Origin of the sequence: Ornithinimicrobium jinqii (assembly GCF_045032595.1) — a bacterium.
GTDB lineage: Bacteria > Actinomycetota > Actinomycetes > Actinomycetales > Dermatophilaceae > Ornithinicoccus.
The window spans coordinates 21,716-36,402 of record NZ_JBJFZS010000016.1 but is presented as its reverse complement, the minus strand read 5'-3'; the positions used below and the strand labels follow the sequence as shown (position 1 = coordinate 36,402).

Sequence of the window (14,687 nt, the reverse complement as noted above, 5' to 3'; positions counted from 1 at the left end):
CGCACGACATGTTGCCAAGAGTTGCCCCTCCCGGCCGGGGTGACGCCGAGGCCCCTGCCTCGTAGGCTCTCGAGCCATGACGACCACCGCCGAGCACCCACCGTCCACCTGTCGTCAGGCGGGTGGGCCTCACCTGCGGGTGGGGGCCGAGGCCCTCGACGAGCTCGTCGCAGCGTCGGTGGCCGAGGCCGACCTCGCCGGTCAGAACGTGGTCCTGGTCATCCCGGACGGCACGCGGTCGTGCCCGCTGCCGCTCCTGGTCGGCACCCTGCACCGGCACCTGTCCCCCGTCGTGGCCTCGATGACCGCCGTCATCGCGCTCGGCACCCACTCCTACATGGAGCCGGAGGAGATCGACCGGCTCCTCGGGGTGGGCGGCGACGGGCAACCCCCGAGCCTCGAGGCGGCATACCCCGGACTCGTCGTCGTCAACCACGAGTGGGCGGACCCGGACATGCTCGTCCAGGTCGGGACCGTCCCGGCCGCCCGGATCGCCGAGCTGTCCGAGGGACGGCTGGAGCGCGACGCGCCGATCGTGGTCAACCGCCGGGTGGTGGAGGCCGACGTCGCGATCGTGGTCGGACCGGTGTTCCCGCACGAGGTCGTGGGCATCTCGGGCGGCAACAAGTACTTCATCCCGGGCGTGGCCAGCCAGGAGTTCATCGACATGACGCACTGGGTCGGGGCGCTCATCACCTCGACCGAGATCATCGGCACGACGGGCATCACGCCGGTGCGCGCGATGATCGACGAGGGCTCGGCGATGATCCCGACCCGGCGGCTCGCGCTGTGCTGCGTGGTCGAGTCGGGCACCGGCGAGCTGGAGGCGGCGGCGTTCGGGACGCCCGAGGACGCGTGGGCGGCGACCGCGGTGATCGCGGCGGAGACGCACGTGCACTGGCTGGACGAGCCGCTGCAGCGGGTCATCGCGGTCATGCCGACCCGCTACGAGGACATCTGGACCGCGGCCAAGGGCGGCTACAAGACCGAGCCGGTGGTCGCCGACGGCGGCGAGGTCGTCATCTTCGCCCCGCACGTCACGGAGGTCTCGGAGGTCCACCGGGAGATCTACGACATCGGCTACCACTGCCGCGACTACTTCGTGAAGCAGTGGGCGCGGTTCGAGCACGTCCACTGGGGCGTGCTCGCGCACTCCACCCACCTGCGCGGCCAGGGCAGCTACGACGCCGACACCGGTGAGGAGCGGCTGCGGATCAGGGTCACGCTCGCGACCGGGATCCCGCAGGAGGTCTGCCAGCAGATCAACCTCGGCTACCTGGACCCGCGCAGCGTCGACCTCGACGCCCTCGCTGCCGAGCCGGGCACGACTGTGGTCGCGAACGCGGGCGAGGTGCTCTACCGGCTGCGGCCTGCTGACGGTGGGGCCGGCCCCGTCGAGTGACGGACGACGAGGTGCACGGGCAGCACCGAGGTCCGCTCACGGGTCTCGTTCTTGCCGTCGACCAGCCCGATGACGTGCCGGGTCGCCGTCTGCCCCAGCAGGGTGACCGGCTGCGCGATGGTGGTCAGTCCGGGGGTGACCAGCTCCGCCGGGAGCGTGTTGTCGAAGCCCACGACACTGACGTCGCCGGGCACGTCGACGCCGAGCGCGGCCAGCCCGCGCAGGAGCCCGACGGCGACGAGGTCGTTGTAGGTCAGGACGGCTGTCAGCCCACGTTCCACCACCAGCTCGGCAGCGCTGCGGCCACCGGCCAGGGTCGGCGCCACCGGCCCGACCCGCACGTCGGTGAGGACCAGCTCCAGGCAGGCCTCCCGCACCGCCCGCCACCTCGCCCCGTCCGCCCACGACGCCTGAGGGCCCGCGACATACCCGATGCGGGTGTGCCCGAGCGTCGCGAGGTGCTCCACGGCCCGGCGTATGCCGCGCGCGTTGTCCGGGTGGACGCAGGGAAGGCCCGAGACGCGGCGCCCCAGGACGACGACGGGCAGCCGTCGCGCCAGGGCACGCAGCTCGGTGTCCGAGAGCCGGGACGAGGTCACCAGCAGCCCGTCGACGAGCGGCAGGTGCCGCGCGAGCATGCGCCGCTCCTCCTCGGCTGACTCGCGCGCGTCGGCGACCATGAGCGTGAAGTCGTTGTCCGCCGCTGCCTTCTCGGCGCCCCGGATGATGCCGAAGTAGAACGGGTTGGTGATGTCGCTGACCGCCAGGGCGATCACCCTCGAGCGCGCGGCCCCCTGCACGCGGTGGGGCTCGTCGGCGCGGTAGCCCAGGCGTTCCGCGGCCTCGTGGATGCGGCGGGCCGTCTCGCTGCTGACGCGACCCGGACGGGAGAAGGCGCGGGACACGGTCGACGCGCTGACGCCGACCTCGCGCGCCACGTCGTAGATCGTCGTCCGTCTCGTCCCGGAGACCGCGTCGTCGTCCACCATCCCACCGTAGTGCCCTGCAACACGTGGCAACTGCGACCACGCGCCACCGTGGGCGCGTCAGGATGGCACAACGTCACGAGAGGGAGACCACCACCATGACCGTCCCACCGAGCGGACCCGTCGGCTCCACATCCCCGTCCCCGGGAACCGGCACCACGCCCGCAAGCAGCACCCCGCCCGGACTGACGGGCACCGCGGTCGTCGGCGTCGTCGGCATGGCGGTGATGGGGCGCAACCTCGCCCGCAACCTCGCCCGGCACGGCCACACGGTCGCTCTCTACAACCGTACGACCGCACGGACCGACGAGGTCGTTGCGGCGCACGGCCACGAGGGCACCTTCGTGCTGGCGCCGGACCTGGCCAGCTTCGTCGACGCGCTCGCGCGACCGCGCCGCGTCATCATCATGGTCCAGGCCGGGGCGGGCACCGACGCCGTCATCGACCAGCTCGTCCCGCTGCTGGAGGAGGGCGACATCGTGGTCGACGGCGGCAACGCGCACTACACCGACACCCGCCGCCGCGAGCGGGCGCTACGGGCGCAGGGCCTGCACTTCGTCGGTGCCGGCATCTCCGGCGGCGAGGTGGGCGCGCTCGAGGGCCCGTCGATCATGCCGGGCGGGTCGGTGGAGTCGTACGCCGCGCTCGGACCGATCCTGGAGAGCATCGCCGCCGAGGTCGACGGCGAGCCGTGCTGCGCGCACCTGGGGCCCGACGGCGCAGGCCACTTCGTCAAGATGGTCCACAACGGCATCGAGTACGCCGACATGCAGTTCATCGCCGAGGCCTACGACCTCCTGCGCGGGGCGGGCCTTGACGCGGAGCAGATGGCGGGCATCTTCCGCACCTGGAACGAGGGCGACCTCGACTCCTACCTCATCGAGGTGACCGCCGAGGTGCTCTCCCAGCGCGACGCCCGCACCGGCGGCGCCCTGGTCGACTCCATCGTCGACGCGGCGGGCCAGAAGGGGACCGGCAGCTGGACCGTGCAGGCTGCCCTCGAGCTGGGCGTGCCGGTCAACGCCATCGCCGAGTCGGTCTTCGCGCGCGCGGCCTCCAGCCATCCGGAGCTGCGGACGGCGGCGCGGGCAGCGCTCAGCGGCCCGACCACGGGCACCGGGTCTGGCAGGTCGGGCGCGGACCGCGAGGCCTTCGTCGAGGACGTCCGGCAGACCCTGTGGTCGGCCAAGGTGGTCGCCTACGCCCAGGGCCTGCACCTCATCCGCGTCGCCTCCCAGACCTACGGCTGGGACGTCGACATCGAGACCGTGGCCCGGATCTGGCGGGCGGGCTGCATCATCCGGGCCCGGCTGCTCGAACGCATCCGCGGCGAGTACGCCGCGAACGACCTGGTCACCCTGCTCGAGGCGCCCAGCATCCGCGACGGGCTTGCCACCACCCAGGCCAGCTGGCGGCGCGTGGTCGGTGCGGCGGCGCAGGCCGGTGTCCCGGTGCCCGGCTTCGCCGCGGCCCTGTCCTACTACGACACGCTCCGCGCCGAGCGCCTGCCCGCCGCCCTGATCCAGGGGCAGCGTGACTACTTCGGCGCGCACACGTATCGTCGGGTCGATGACGACGGGACCTTCCACACACGATGGTCCGCGGACCGGAGCGAGGCCCGTGTCTGACGGGCCGGGTGCTCCGGCACAGCTCCTCGCCGACCCTCCACCCCACCTGCTCGCGCACGTGGACCGCGTCGGCGCGGCGCTGGAGGGGGTGGGACGGCTGGGCGTGGCGTTCTCGGGCGGGGTCGACTCCTCGGTCCTGCTCGCGCTGGCGCTGCGCATCCTCGGACGAGAGCGGGTGCTTGCCGTCACCGGCGTCTCGCCCAGCCTGGCCGCCCGCGACCGCGGCCGCGCGCACCGCGTCGCCGAGCACCTGGGGGCTCGCCTCCTGGAGGTCGCCACCCACGAGGGGGACCGGGAGGACTACCGCCGCAACGGTCCGGACCGCTGCTTCTTCTGCAAGGACGAGCTCTTCTCGATGATCTCCGAGGAGCTGGCGCGCGAGCACCTCCTGGACGCGGTGGCCTACGGAGAGAACGCCGACGACGCCCGGCGCCCGGACCGGCCGGGAGCAGGTGCCGCGACCCAGCACCGCGTCCTGCGGCCGCTCGCCGACGCCGGTCTGGGCAAGGCCGAGGTGCGCGAGCTCGGCCGCTGGCTCGGCGTGCCCACCGCGGACGCCCCGGCCTCACCCTGCCTGGCCTCGCGCATCCCCCACCACTCCGAGGTCACGCCCGAGAAGCTGGGCCAGGTCGAGCAGGCCGAGGACGCGGTCCTCGCCCTCGGGGTCCGGGACGTGCGGGTGCGCCACCACGGCGACATCGCCAGGATCGAGGTGCGCCCGGACGACATCGCCACCGTCCTGGGTGCGCGCGACGAGCTCGTGGCCGCCTGCCGCCGGCTCGGGTTCCGGCACGTCACCGTCGACCTCGCCGGGCTGCAGTCGGGGGTCTTCACGCTCGAGGCTCTGGGCCTGCGCGGGGGCGACCGGTGACGAACGGTCAGGTCGTGCCGTCCCAGCGCCCCCTGCAGGTCGAGGACTTCGACCTCGACCACGAGCGCACCCGCCGCCGGGGCTACCCCGAGGCGGTGCTGTGCGACGTCAAGACCCCGGACCAGGTCCGGCGGATCGCCGCCGAGTGCCGGGAGAGGGCCACCGGCACTGTCCTGTTCACCCGCGCCGACCCCGAGCGCGCCCGCGCCGTCCTCAGCGAGCTGCCGGACGCCCACCACGAGCCGACCGCCCGGCTGGTCGCCTGGCCGCCCGAGCCACCAGCCCCCACCGGTGGCCTGGTGGTGGTGGTCAGCGCCGGCACCTCGGACCTGCCGGTGGCCCTCGAGGCGGAGATGACCGCGCGTTACCTGGGCCGGCGCACCGAGCTGGTCGTCGACGTCGGCGTGGCCGGGTTGCACAGGGTGCTCGGCCGGCTGGAGCTGCTGCGCGCCGCCCGCGCCGTCGTCGTGGCCGCCGGCATGGACGGGGCGCTGCCGTCGGTGGTGGCCGGCCTGGTGTCCGCGCCGGTGGTGGCCGTCCCGACGTCGGTGGGGTACGGCGCGAGCTTCGAGGGGGTCGCGGCGTTGCTGACGATGCTCACCAGCTGCTCTCCCGGGGTGGGCGTCGTCAACATCGACAATGGTTACGGCGCAGGGCATCTCGCTGCTCAGATCGCAGCGCCGGACACCCAGCCCCCCTCCTGAGCCGCCGCCTCGGCAGCACGGAGCACCACCCGCAGAGGTATGGCGTGCCGCCCCGCCAGGGTGCGGCAGTCCTCCAGCTCCGGTGTGGCAGACAGGATCCGTCCTGCACGCGTTCCCACCTTGACCCGCACGCTCCCCCACGGCACGACGACCTCCACCCAGCGCCTCTCCAGTGCGGTGCGGCGCACCATGTGCGAGCGCACGCCCAGGGTCGTGGTGTGCTCGAGCAGGACGTCCACCATGCGGTTGCGATCACCGGGCTCCGCCAGCACGGAGACGACCGTGCCTGGTCGTCCCTTCTTCATGTGCACCGGCGTCAGCCAGGCGTCCAGCGCTCCGGCCACGAGCAGCTCCTCCACGACGGCCGGCCAGACCCGCGGGTCGAGGTCGTCGACGGTGGCCGCCAGCTCCACCAGCTCGCGGTCCTCGTCCTCGTCCCCGGCCACTCCCGTGCCAACGGTTCGGGGCCCGAGGACGACGACGCGCGTCACGTTGGCCCGGCCCTCGACGTCCCGGGTGCCGGCACCGGTGCCGGTGGCCAGGACCACCCCGGCGGGCGAGGCCACCGTGGACGTCCCGAGCGCGGAGAGCAGCGCGACGCCCGTGGGGGTGGCGCACTCCCCCACCAGCGTCCCGTCGCCAGCCACGACCAGGTGGCTTCCGCGCAGCAGGCCGAGCACCGCAGGGACCGGCACCGGCATCTCGCCGTGCTCGGTCCGCACCGTGCCCGAGCCGAGTCCCACCGGACCGCTGCTCAGCTGTCCGACGCCCAGGTCGGCGAGCGCGGCGCACACCCCGACGACGTCGGCGACGGAGTCCCAGGCACCCACCTCGTGGAAGTGCACGTCGTCCTCGGAGACCCCGTGTGCCCCCGCCTCGACCTTCGCCAGCAGCGTGAACGTGGAGAGCACCCCGGCGCGCACCTGCTCGTCCAGGCCGGACTGCTGGATCAGCCGGCGCAGGTCCGCCCAGGAGCGGGCCGGGGGCTCGCCGGTCGGCCGGACGCGGACGTGCACGGCCGACAGCCCGGCGCGCAGGACCCGGTCGACGGACACCACCACCTGCCCCGGCAGCACCGCCTCGACGGCGGAGCGGACGACGTCCAGGTCCGCCCCCGCGTCGAGCAGGGCACCGAGCAGCATGTCGCCCGCCACCCCGGCCGACGCGTCGACCCACCCGTGCCGTTCCACGCGGCCGACCCTACTTGTCCGCCGCCGTGCCCGCGTGCCCGCCTCCACCCCTCCGGCCGCACCGTCCGGTCCGTCCCCACCTCCCGCTCCTAGGATGCGTGCGTGATCCTCGACCCGGTCCAGCTGACCCCCTTCACCGATCCGCACCTCCTCGGCGACCTGCGCTCCTGGCGCGACGTCGAGCTGCCGGGCCTGGGACGCAGCGCCGAGGTCTACGCCTGGCTCCCCCCGGGCTACGACTCGTCCGACGAGCGCTACCCGGTCGTCTACCTCCACGACGGGCACAACATGTTCCTGCCGCAGCGCGCCTACGCCGGGGTGGCCTGGGACGTGGACCGGGCGATGACCGACCTGGCGCGCGACGGCATACCTGCGGTCGTCGTCGCCGTGCCCTGCCATCCCACCGAGCGCGCCGACGAGTACACGCAGTACCCCCTGCCCGGCGAGGGCGGCGGCCGCGCCCCGGACTACGCCGCGTTCCTCGTCGAGCACCTCAAGCCCGCGGTCGACGCGGTCCTGCGCACCCGTCCGGGGCCGGAGCACACGGTCACGGCCGGCAGCTCGCTCGGCGGGGTGGTCTCGACCTACCTGTGGGAGCGGCACCCGGACGTCTTCGGTGGTGCGGGCGTGTTCTCCCCCGCCTTCTGGTGGCCCGGCGAGCAGGCCCTCGTGGACCTCCAGACGTCCCTGCCCGAGCGGCGCGGCGGCCGGGTCTACGTGGACGTCGGGGGTCGGGAGCGGCACGACGACGCCGACATCGAGCGCCGCTACGTCGAGGACGCCGAACGGCTCGTCAGGGTGCTGCGGGGAGCGGGCGTGCCCGTCCGCTACGTCTTCGACTCGCAGGCCTACCACGTCGAGACGGCGTGGGCGGAGCGGTTCCCCTCCGCGGTGCGCTGGCTGCTCCGCGGGTATGCCGTCGCGCCGCCGGCGTACGTGGTCGCCGACCTCGCCAGGGGCGGGACCGGGTCGTGAGCGTGACCAGCACCGACCGGGCGACCTCTGCGCCAGACCCGGCACTGCGCACCCGCGCGAACCTCCTGCTGGCCCTCACCGCGGCGATCTGGGGCCTCGGTTTCGTCGCCCAGCGGCTCGGGTCCGACCACATGGGCGCCATGAGCTTCAACGCGACGCGCTTCGCCATCGGCGCGGTGTCGTTGCTGCCCCTCATCTGGTGGTTCTCGCGACGGCGCCGGGCGGCACCTCTGGCCCACGCGCCGCTGCCGGAGCCGCCCGCCGGAGACGTGGTCACCGCGCCGACGACGGCATCCCCGACCCGCTCCCCGCTCGTGCCCGGACTGGTCGCGGGAGGGGTGCTGTTCGCCGCGGCGGGCCTGCAGCAGATCGGGATCGCGACGACCACGGCCGGCAAGGCCGGCTTCATCACCGGTCTCTACATCGTGCTGGTGCCGGTGCTCGGTCTGGCGCTGGGGCACCGTGCGACGCGAGCGATCTGGGTGGGTCTCGCGCTCGCGGTGCCGGGCCTGTACCTCCTGAGCGTGACCGGTGCGCTGACGATCGGCACCGGCGACCTGCTCGTGCTCGCGGGGTCACTCTTCTGGGCGGGGCACATCCTCGTCATCGACCACTACATCCGCGACGTCGACGCGCTGCAGCTGTCGGCGACCCAGTTCGCCGCGTGCGCGCTGCTGTCCGGCGGGTCGGCGCTCGCCGTCGAGCCGCATCCGTTCGGTGGCCTGGGTCCGGCGCTGGGCGCGGTCCTCTACGGCGGCCTGCTGGCGGTCGGCGTCGCCTACACGCTGCAGGTCGTGGCGCAGCGGCACGCGAAGGCCTCGCAGGCAGCGATGCTGCTGAGCCTCGAGGCCGTCTTCGGGGCGCTCGGCGGGTGGCTCCTCCTCGGCGAGGTCATGAGCCTCCGCATGCTGATCGGTGCGGCACTGATGATGACCGGCATCCTGATCTCGCTGCGCGGGACCGAGACGACGACCTGACCCTGGAGGAGCGGGTGCGGGCGGACCCGCTGGTCAGCCCACGTGACACCTCTGTGGAGGCCGGCGCGTCCGGTCCGACAACCCGGCGCGTCCGGTCGCGTGCCGGCCGCCGTCAGCCGGTCTCGAGCCCCAGGTAGGCCGCGACGATGCTGTCGTCGGCGAGGAGCTCGGCCGCCGGCCCGGACTGTGCCACCTCGCCGGAGGCCAGGACGTAACCGTGGTCCGCGGCCCGCAGCGCGCGACGGGCGTTCTGCTCGACCAGCAGCACGCTCGTCCCGCCGGCGCGGATCTCCTTGATGACCCGGAACACCTCGTCGACCACCTTGGGCGCCAGGCCCATGGACGGCTCGTCCAGGAGCATCAACGAGGGCTCCGCCACCAGGGCGCGGCCGATCGCCAGCATCTGCTGCTCGCCACCCGACAGGCTCCCAGCCAGCAGCCTGCGGCGTTCCTTGAGCACGGGGAACCGGTCGTAGACCTCGTCGGTGCGGCCGCCGGAGGTGTGCCACCCGCCGAGCTGGAGGTTCTCCTCGATGGTCAGGGAGGCGAGGACCTGTCGACCCTCGGGCACCTGGACCAGCCCGCGCCTGACCAGGGTGTGGGCCGGGGTGCGGGTGATGTCGACACCCTCGAAGGTGATCCGGCCCGACGTCGGCCGGATCACCCCCGTCACCGCGTTGATGATCGAGGTCTTGCCCGCGCCGTTGGCGCCGACCATGGTCACCAGCCCGCCGCGGGGCACCTCGAAGCTCACCCCGCGCACGGCCTGGACCCGCCCGTAGCTGACGGTCAGGTTCTCGACGGTCAGGATCGCGTCGGTCATGGCACCTCCTGGGTGTCGTGGGCCCCGGGCGGGGCGTCCCCGTCGCTGCCGAGGTAGGCCTCGACGACGGCAGGGTCGTGCACGATCTCCTCGGGCGTGCCCGCGGCGATCACCTCACCGAAGTTGAGCACGACGATCCGGTCGCAGGTCTTCATGACCATGCCGACGTTGTGCTCGATGAGCAGGATGGTCAGCCCCTCGCCGGCGAGCGACCCGATGAGCGCCGACAGCGAGTCGGCCTCGACATGGTTCATCCCCGCCGCGGGCTCGTCCAGGATGAGCAGCGAGGGGTCGCTGGCGAGCGCCCGGGCGATCTCCAGCCGGCGCTGGTCGCCGTAGGACAGCGCGGACGCGTCGACCCCGGCGAGATCCTCCAGCCCGACCCTGTCCAGGCACCGGGCCGCGTGGGCGACGACGACGGCCTCGTCCCGCCGGGCACCCGGAAGCCACAGGAGCCGCCGCAGGAAGGTGGGCCGGCTGACCGCGTGCGCGCCGACGAGCACGTTCTCCAGCGCGGTCAGTCTCGGGAACAGCTTGGAGTGCTGGAAGGTGCGGCTCACCCCGGCCTGCGCGATCTTGTGCACAGGTGTGCGTCCCGGGTGCGTCCCGAGCACCTCGAAGGTGCCCGACGACGCGGGGATCAGGCCGCTGATCATGTTGACCAGGGTCGTCTTGCCGGCCCCGTTGGGGCCGATCAGCCCGACCACCTCGCCGGAGGCGACCGTGAGGTCCACGTCCCGGACGGCGTGCACGCCGCCGTAGTCCTTGTTGCCGTCCACGATCGTCACGACCGGCTCGCCGGCCGCCGGGTGCGTGCGGGCGACGAGCCCGGGCAGCTCGCCGGTGGCGTCGCCACGACCGGGCCGGACCCTGGTCCGGACCCGGGGCAGCAGCGAACCCAGGCCGCCGGGGAGGAAGAGGATGACGAGCAGCATCAGGGCGCTGGCGATGAACGGCCTGATCCAGCCCGCCTCGACGCCGACCGCCCGCTGGACCTCCGGCACGAGCGTGAGGAACACGCTGCCCAGGATCGGACCCAGCCACGTGGTGGAGCCACCGACCACGGCCGTGACCAGCCCGTCGATGGCCTCGGTGAAGTCGAAGTCCTCGGGGACCAGCAGGCGCATGTAGTAGGCCCACAGCACGCCGTACAGCCCGGCGACGGCACCGGCCGTCACGAACGCCGACAGCCGGTGCCGACCCACGTCGATGCCCATCGCGCGCGCCGCCAGCTCGTCCTCACGGATCGCGGCGAGCGCGCGCCCGTAGCTGCTGGGCCCCTGACGCCAGAACCAGTAGGCGACCAGCGCCAGGGCGCCCCACGCCATCAGGGGGGTGACCACCTTGGGCACGGACATGCCGTTCGCGCCGCCGGTCCACTCGGCGTTGATGAGCAGGATCCGCACGGCCTCGGAGAAGCCCAGCGTCGCGATGGCCAGGAAGACCCCGCGCAGGTGCATGGTGGGCAGGCCAAGCACCACGGCGGCCAGTGCCCCGACGACCATGCCGATCGCGATTGCGACGAGCAGCGCCGGGACCTCGCCGATGTCCGACGGTGCCGGCGCCACCGAGGCCGCCGTGAAGCCACCCAGGGCAGCGAAGCCCATCTGGCCCAGGCTGAGCTGGCCGGCCACGAGGACGGCGTAGAAGGAGAAGGCGAGGATCGCGTTGAGCGCGACGAAGACGAGGACGGACTCGCTCATCAGACCTCCCGCACGCGACGGGTGCCGAAGAGGCCCTGCGGGCGCACCACGAGCAGCAGGAAGAGCAGCCCGAAGGCGACGACGTCTCGCCAGCTCGACCCGATGTACTGCACGGCGAACACCTCCGCCAGCCCCAGGAGCAGACCTCCCACGAGGGCGCCGGGCAGGGAGCCCATGCCGCCCACGATGATGACCGCCAGCCCTTTGAGCTCGATGGCGGCGCCCATGCCGAGCTGGGCGGAGTTGACGTTCATGGCGAACAGCGCGCCGGCCACGGCACCCAGCGCCGAGGACAGGGCGAAGGTGGTCGCGGTGACCCGGTCGACGTTAATGCCCAGGACGGTGGCAGCCCGCGGGTTCTCCGCGACCGCGCGCATGGCACGACCGAGGCGGGTCCGCGCCACGAGCCAGGTCAGCCCGACCATCAGGAGGATCGAGATCGCCAGGATCGCCAGCTGGAGCAGCGTGACGCGCGCCCCGGCCACCTCGAAGGCGGTGGACGGGAACGCGTCGGCCGGGAAGCGCCTGGTGTCCGGGCCATAGCGCCACAGGAGCAGAGCGATGATCATCCCGGCGACGCCGATCGAGGAGATGAGCCCGGCGAAGTGCGCGTCGGGTCTGTTCCGCAGCGGTCTGAACGCCACCCGTTCGATGATCAGTCCGAGCAGCGCACCGACGCCGGCGACGAGGGGAAGCGCCAGCCAGATCGACACCCCGCCGACGGTCACCATCTCGATGCCGATGAAGGCAGCCGCGGCGAAGACGGCGGGGTGCGCCAGGTTGAGCCGGTCCAGGATGCCGAAGACGAGCGTGAAGCCGATCGCGAACAGCGCGTAGATGGAGCCGAGGAAGACTCCGTTGAGGAGCTGCTGCATCAGTCGAGGACGGTGAACGTGCCGTCCTGGACCACCTGGACGACGGCTTCGTGCTCGGCATCACGGTCGGCGTTGATCGAGAAGGTGCCCAGGACGGTGTCGAGGTCCGCGATCCCCGCGAGGCCTGCCTTGATGTCGTCCGGCTCACCGGAGCAGTTGGCCCGCACCGCCGCGTCGATGACGTGCAGGCCGGTGTAGGCCTGCGCGGCGAACTGGTCGGGCTGGGCGTCGTACTTGGCCTCGAAGGCCTCCAGGAACGCCGTGTTGAGCTCCCCCTCGGAGGCGGAGTTCCACGCCGCGCCGACCACGACACTCTCGGCCGCCTCGCCGCCGTCGGACATCAGCTTGGGGTTGTTGAACCCGTTGCCGCCGATGATCGGCACGTCGATGCCCAGCTCGCGGGCCTGCGTGACGAGGGGGATTGCCGCCTCGATGAGGCCCGAGACGATGAGGGCGTCGGGCTCGGAGGTCTTGGCCTCGGTCAGCAGCGCCCGGAAGTCGGTGTCGGCCTTGGAGAAGGTGAGGGTGTCGGCGACGGTGACGCCCTCCTCCTCGAGCGCGCTGGCGAAGACCTCGTAGCCGGACTCCGTGAACGCGTCGTCGTTGGAGTACATGACGACGACGTTCTCCAGGCCGTAGACCTCGGTCGCCTTCGCCACCGTCTGGGGGATGACCTGGCCCTCGGTGAGGGAGACACGGAAGATGTAGTCACCCTGGGCGGTGATGCCCGCCGCGGTGTTGGAGATGGCCAGCACCGGCACGCCCGCCTCCTGGGCGATCGGCTGGGCCTGGAACGCGCCGTTGGACAGGGTCGGGCCGATGATGACAGAGCGGTCGCTGGTGAACTCCTCGAAGACGGTGATGCCCTGGCGGGGGTCCGTCGCGTCGTCCTCGATGACGAGGTCGTAGGTGACGCCGCCCACCTCGGCGAGCTCCTCGGCGGCCAGCTCGAGGCCCTTCTGCTGGGACTCGCCGTAGGAGGCGGCCGGGCCGGTGAGGGACAGCGCGGCACCCACCGGGACCGCCTCCTCGATGGTGCAGTCGGCGCCGCTGCCGGTGCCGGTGAGACCGCCGGCCTCGCCACCCGTGGCGCCACCACCGGCGTCGGCGCCGGTGTCCCCACCGTCGTCACCTCCGCAGGCGGTCAGGGTCAGCGCCAGGGCACTGGTGAGGGCGAGCGCCTTGATGGTGCGGTTCATACGTTCCTCCATGGAGTGGTGTGGTGCATCTGAGGTGAAGTGGTGTGCCGTCGGACGGCATGCTCGGGGGTGAGCTCGGCGAGCCGGGCGACACCGAGGAGCCGAAGGGTGCGGTGGACCTGGGTGAGCAGGATCTCGAGTGTGCGGTCCACCCCGGCCTCACCGCCGGCCATCAACCCGTAGAGGTAGGCGCGGCCGACCATCACGGCGTCGGCCCCACGGGCCACCGCCGCCACGACGTCGCCACCGTTGAGGACGCCGCCGTCGATGAGGAGGGGCAGGTCCGGACCGACAGCGGCGCGGATCTCGGGCAGGAGCTCCAGGGGCGCCACGGCCCGGTCGAGCTGGCGACCGCCGTGGTTGGAGATCACCAGACCGTCCACCCCGGCCGCCACGAGGTCGACCGCGTCCTTCGGGTGCTGGACGCCCTTGACGACCATCCGCCCCGCCCACTCCTCGCGCAGCCAGGCCAGGTCGGCGAGGGTGACGCCCGGGTCGAACATGCGGTCCACGAGGTCGGCGACCGTCCCCCCGGACGTGGTCAGGGACGCGAACTCGATGGGCTCGCTCGTGAGCAGGTTGCTCCACCACCGCGGGTGCAGCGCCATCCCGCCCAGGGTGCGGGCGGTGAGCGCCGGAGGGATCGTGAGGCCGTTGCGGACGTCCCGCAGGCGCTGGCCGGCGACGGCCGTGTCGACGGTGAGGACCAGTGTCCCGTAGCCGGCGGCGGACGCCCGCCGCACGAGCGAGCGCGAGGCGTCGCGGTCGCGCCACAGGTAGAGCTGGAACCAGCGCTGGACGTCCGGGACGTCCGCGGCGAGGTCCTCGACGGAGACGGTGCCCATGGTGGACAGGGTGTAGGGCACCCCGGCGCGCGCGGCGGCACGGGCCACCGCCCACTCCCCCTCGGTGTGCATCATGCGGGTGAACCCGGTGGGCGCCAGCACGATCGGCACCGGGCTGGTGACCCCAAGGAGGTCAACGCCCGCGTCGACCCGGCTCACGTCGCGCAGCACGCGCGGGCGGAACTCGACGTCGGCGAACGCCTGCCGGGAGCGGGACAGCGACACCTCGCCCTCGGCCGCACCGTCGACGTAGTCGAAGACGGCGCGTGGCGTGCGCCGCAGGGCGAGCCGGCGCAGGTCCTCGATGGTGGCCGCCCGGGCCAGGGCGGCGTCCGTGCGGCGCAGGGTCGGGCGCTCGACCCGGAGGAGAGGGCGCAGCTCCGACCAGGTGGGGACGCGGCGCCGGAGCGGGGACACACGACCTCCTCGTCGATGCACACCTCTGCATGCTGGTGGTGGAACGCACACACCATAACCCTCCGTCCCCCGTCCCTCGTCGCAGCGCCGTC

The 14,687-nt window shown here is 73.0% G+C and carries 13 protein-coding genes; 6 read left to right on the top strand and 7 right to left on the bottom strand.

Features of this window, described 5'->3' with window-relative positions; translation table 11 throughout:
- Positions 1-76 precede the first annotated feature (76 nt).
- A complete protein-coding gene (locus tag ACI3ET_RS06930) occupies positions 77-1,402 on the top strand; it encodes a lactate racemase domain-containing protein (RefSeq protein ID WP_405032266.1) in 1,326 nt (441 codons plus the stop codon).
- On the opposite strand, the gene ACI3ET_RS06925 is transcribed toward ACI3ET_RS06930, so the two are convergent.
- Complete coding sequence (locus ACI3ET_RS06925; protein ID WP_405032264.1) at positions 1,357-2,388, bottom strand: LacI family DNA-binding transcriptional regulator; 1,032 nt, start codon at positions 2,386-2,388, stop codon at positions 1,357-1,359. The genes ACI3ET_RS06930 and ACI3ET_RS06925 overlap by 46 nt on opposite strands.
- A 98-nt stretch (positions 2,389-2,486) precedes the next feature.
- Between ACI3ET_RS06925 and gndA the strand changes: the two genes are divergently transcribed.
- From gndA to larB, 3 genes are read left to right on the top strand one after another with little or no spacing between them, the layout of a single operon-like run.
- Entirely contained in the window at positions 2,487-4,016 is a 1,530-nt protein-coding gene (gene gndA / locus ACI3ET_RS06920; protein WP_405032263.1) for an NADP-dependent phosphogluconate dehydrogenase, read from the top strand.
- Positions 4,009-4,887, top strand: a complete 879-nt coding sequence (gene larE / locus ACI3ET_RS06915) for an ATP-dependent sacrificial sulfur transferase LarE (protein ID WP_405032262.1) — start codon at positions 4,009-4,011, stop codon at positions 4,885-4,887. The genes gndA and larE overlap by 8 nt, the downstream gene beginning before the upstream one ends.
- Before the next feature lie 14 nt (positions 4,888-4,901).
- A complete protein-coding gene (larB, locus tag ACI3ET_RS06910; RefSeq protein ID WP_405032261.1) occupies positions 4,902-5,591 on the top strand; it encodes a nickel pincer cofactor biosynthesis protein LarB in 690 nt (229 codons plus the stop codon).
- Here larB and larC read toward each other — a convergent pair.
- On the bottom strand, positions 5,555-6,781 hold the full coding sequence (larC, locus tag ACI3ET_RS06905; protein ID WP_405032260.1) for a nickel pincer cofactor biosynthesis protein LarC: 1,227 nt from the start codon (positions 6,779-6,781) through the stop codon (positions 5,555-5,557). The genes larB and larC overlap by 37 nt on opposite strands.
- A 102-nt stretch (positions 6,782-6,883) precedes the next feature.
- Between larC and ACI3ET_RS06900 the strand changes: the two genes are divergently transcribed.
- Positions 6,884-7,756 (top strand): alpha/beta hydrolase, encoded by an 873-nt coding sequence (locus tag ACI3ET_RS06900; RefSeq protein ID WP_405032259.1) that lies wholly within the window; start codon positions 6,884-6,886, stop codon positions 7,754-7,756.
- Positions 7,753-8,733: a DMT family transporter gene (locus ACI3ET_RS06895; protein WP_405032258.1), complete on the top strand. Its 981-nt coding sequence runs from the start codon at positions 7,753-7,755 to the stop codon at positions 8,731-8,733. The genes ACI3ET_RS06900 and ACI3ET_RS06895 overlap by 4 nt, the downstream gene beginning before the upstream one ends.
- 112 nt (positions 8,734-8,845) lie before the next feature.
- Here ACI3ET_RS06895 and ACI3ET_RS06890 read toward each other — a convergent pair whose 3' ends face one another.
- Genes ACI3ET_RS06890 through ACI3ET_RS06870 form a run of 5 tightly spaced genes read right to left on the bottom strand, consistent with a single transcriptional unit; the run spans position 8,846 to position 14,595 of the window.
- The gene (locus ACI3ET_RS06890; protein WP_405032257.1) at positions 8,846-9,556 is read right to left on the bottom strand and encodes an ABC transporter ATP-binding protein; all 711 of its coding nucleotides are present in this window, start codon (positions 9,554-9,556) and stop codon (positions 8,846-8,848) included.
- The gene (locus ACI3ET_RS06885; protein WP_405032256.1) at positions 9,553-11,259 is read right to left on the bottom strand and encodes a branched-chain amino acid ABC transporter ATP-binding protein/permease; all 1,707 of its coding nucleotides are present in this window, start codon (positions 11,257-11,259) and stop codon (positions 9,553-9,555) included. The genes ACI3ET_RS06890 and ACI3ET_RS06885 overlap by 4 nt, the downstream gene beginning before the upstream one ends.
- Entirely contained in the window at positions 11,259-12,134 is an 876-nt protein-coding gene (locus ACI3ET_RS06880; protein WP_405032255.1) for a branched-chain amino acid ABC transporter permease, read from the bottom strand. Before ACI3ET_RS06880 ends, ACI3ET_RS06885 begins: the two co-directional genes overlap by 1 nt.
- A complete protein-coding gene (locus tag ACI3ET_RS06875; protein ID WP_405032254.1) occupies positions 12,134-13,333 on the bottom strand; it encodes an ABC transporter substrate-binding protein in 1,200 nt (399 codons plus the stop codon). The genes ACI3ET_RS06880 and ACI3ET_RS06875 overlap by 1 nt, the downstream gene beginning before the upstream one ends.
- Positions 13,330-14,595, bottom strand: coding sequence for an alpha-hydroxy acid oxidase (locus tag ACI3ET_RS06870; protein ID WP_405032253.1), 1,266 nt, complete (start codon positions 14,593-14,595; stop codon positions 13,330-13,332). The genes ACI3ET_RS06875 and ACI3ET_RS06870 overlap by 4 nt, the downstream gene beginning before the upstream one ends.
- Positions 14,596-14,687: the final 92 nt, after the last annotated feature.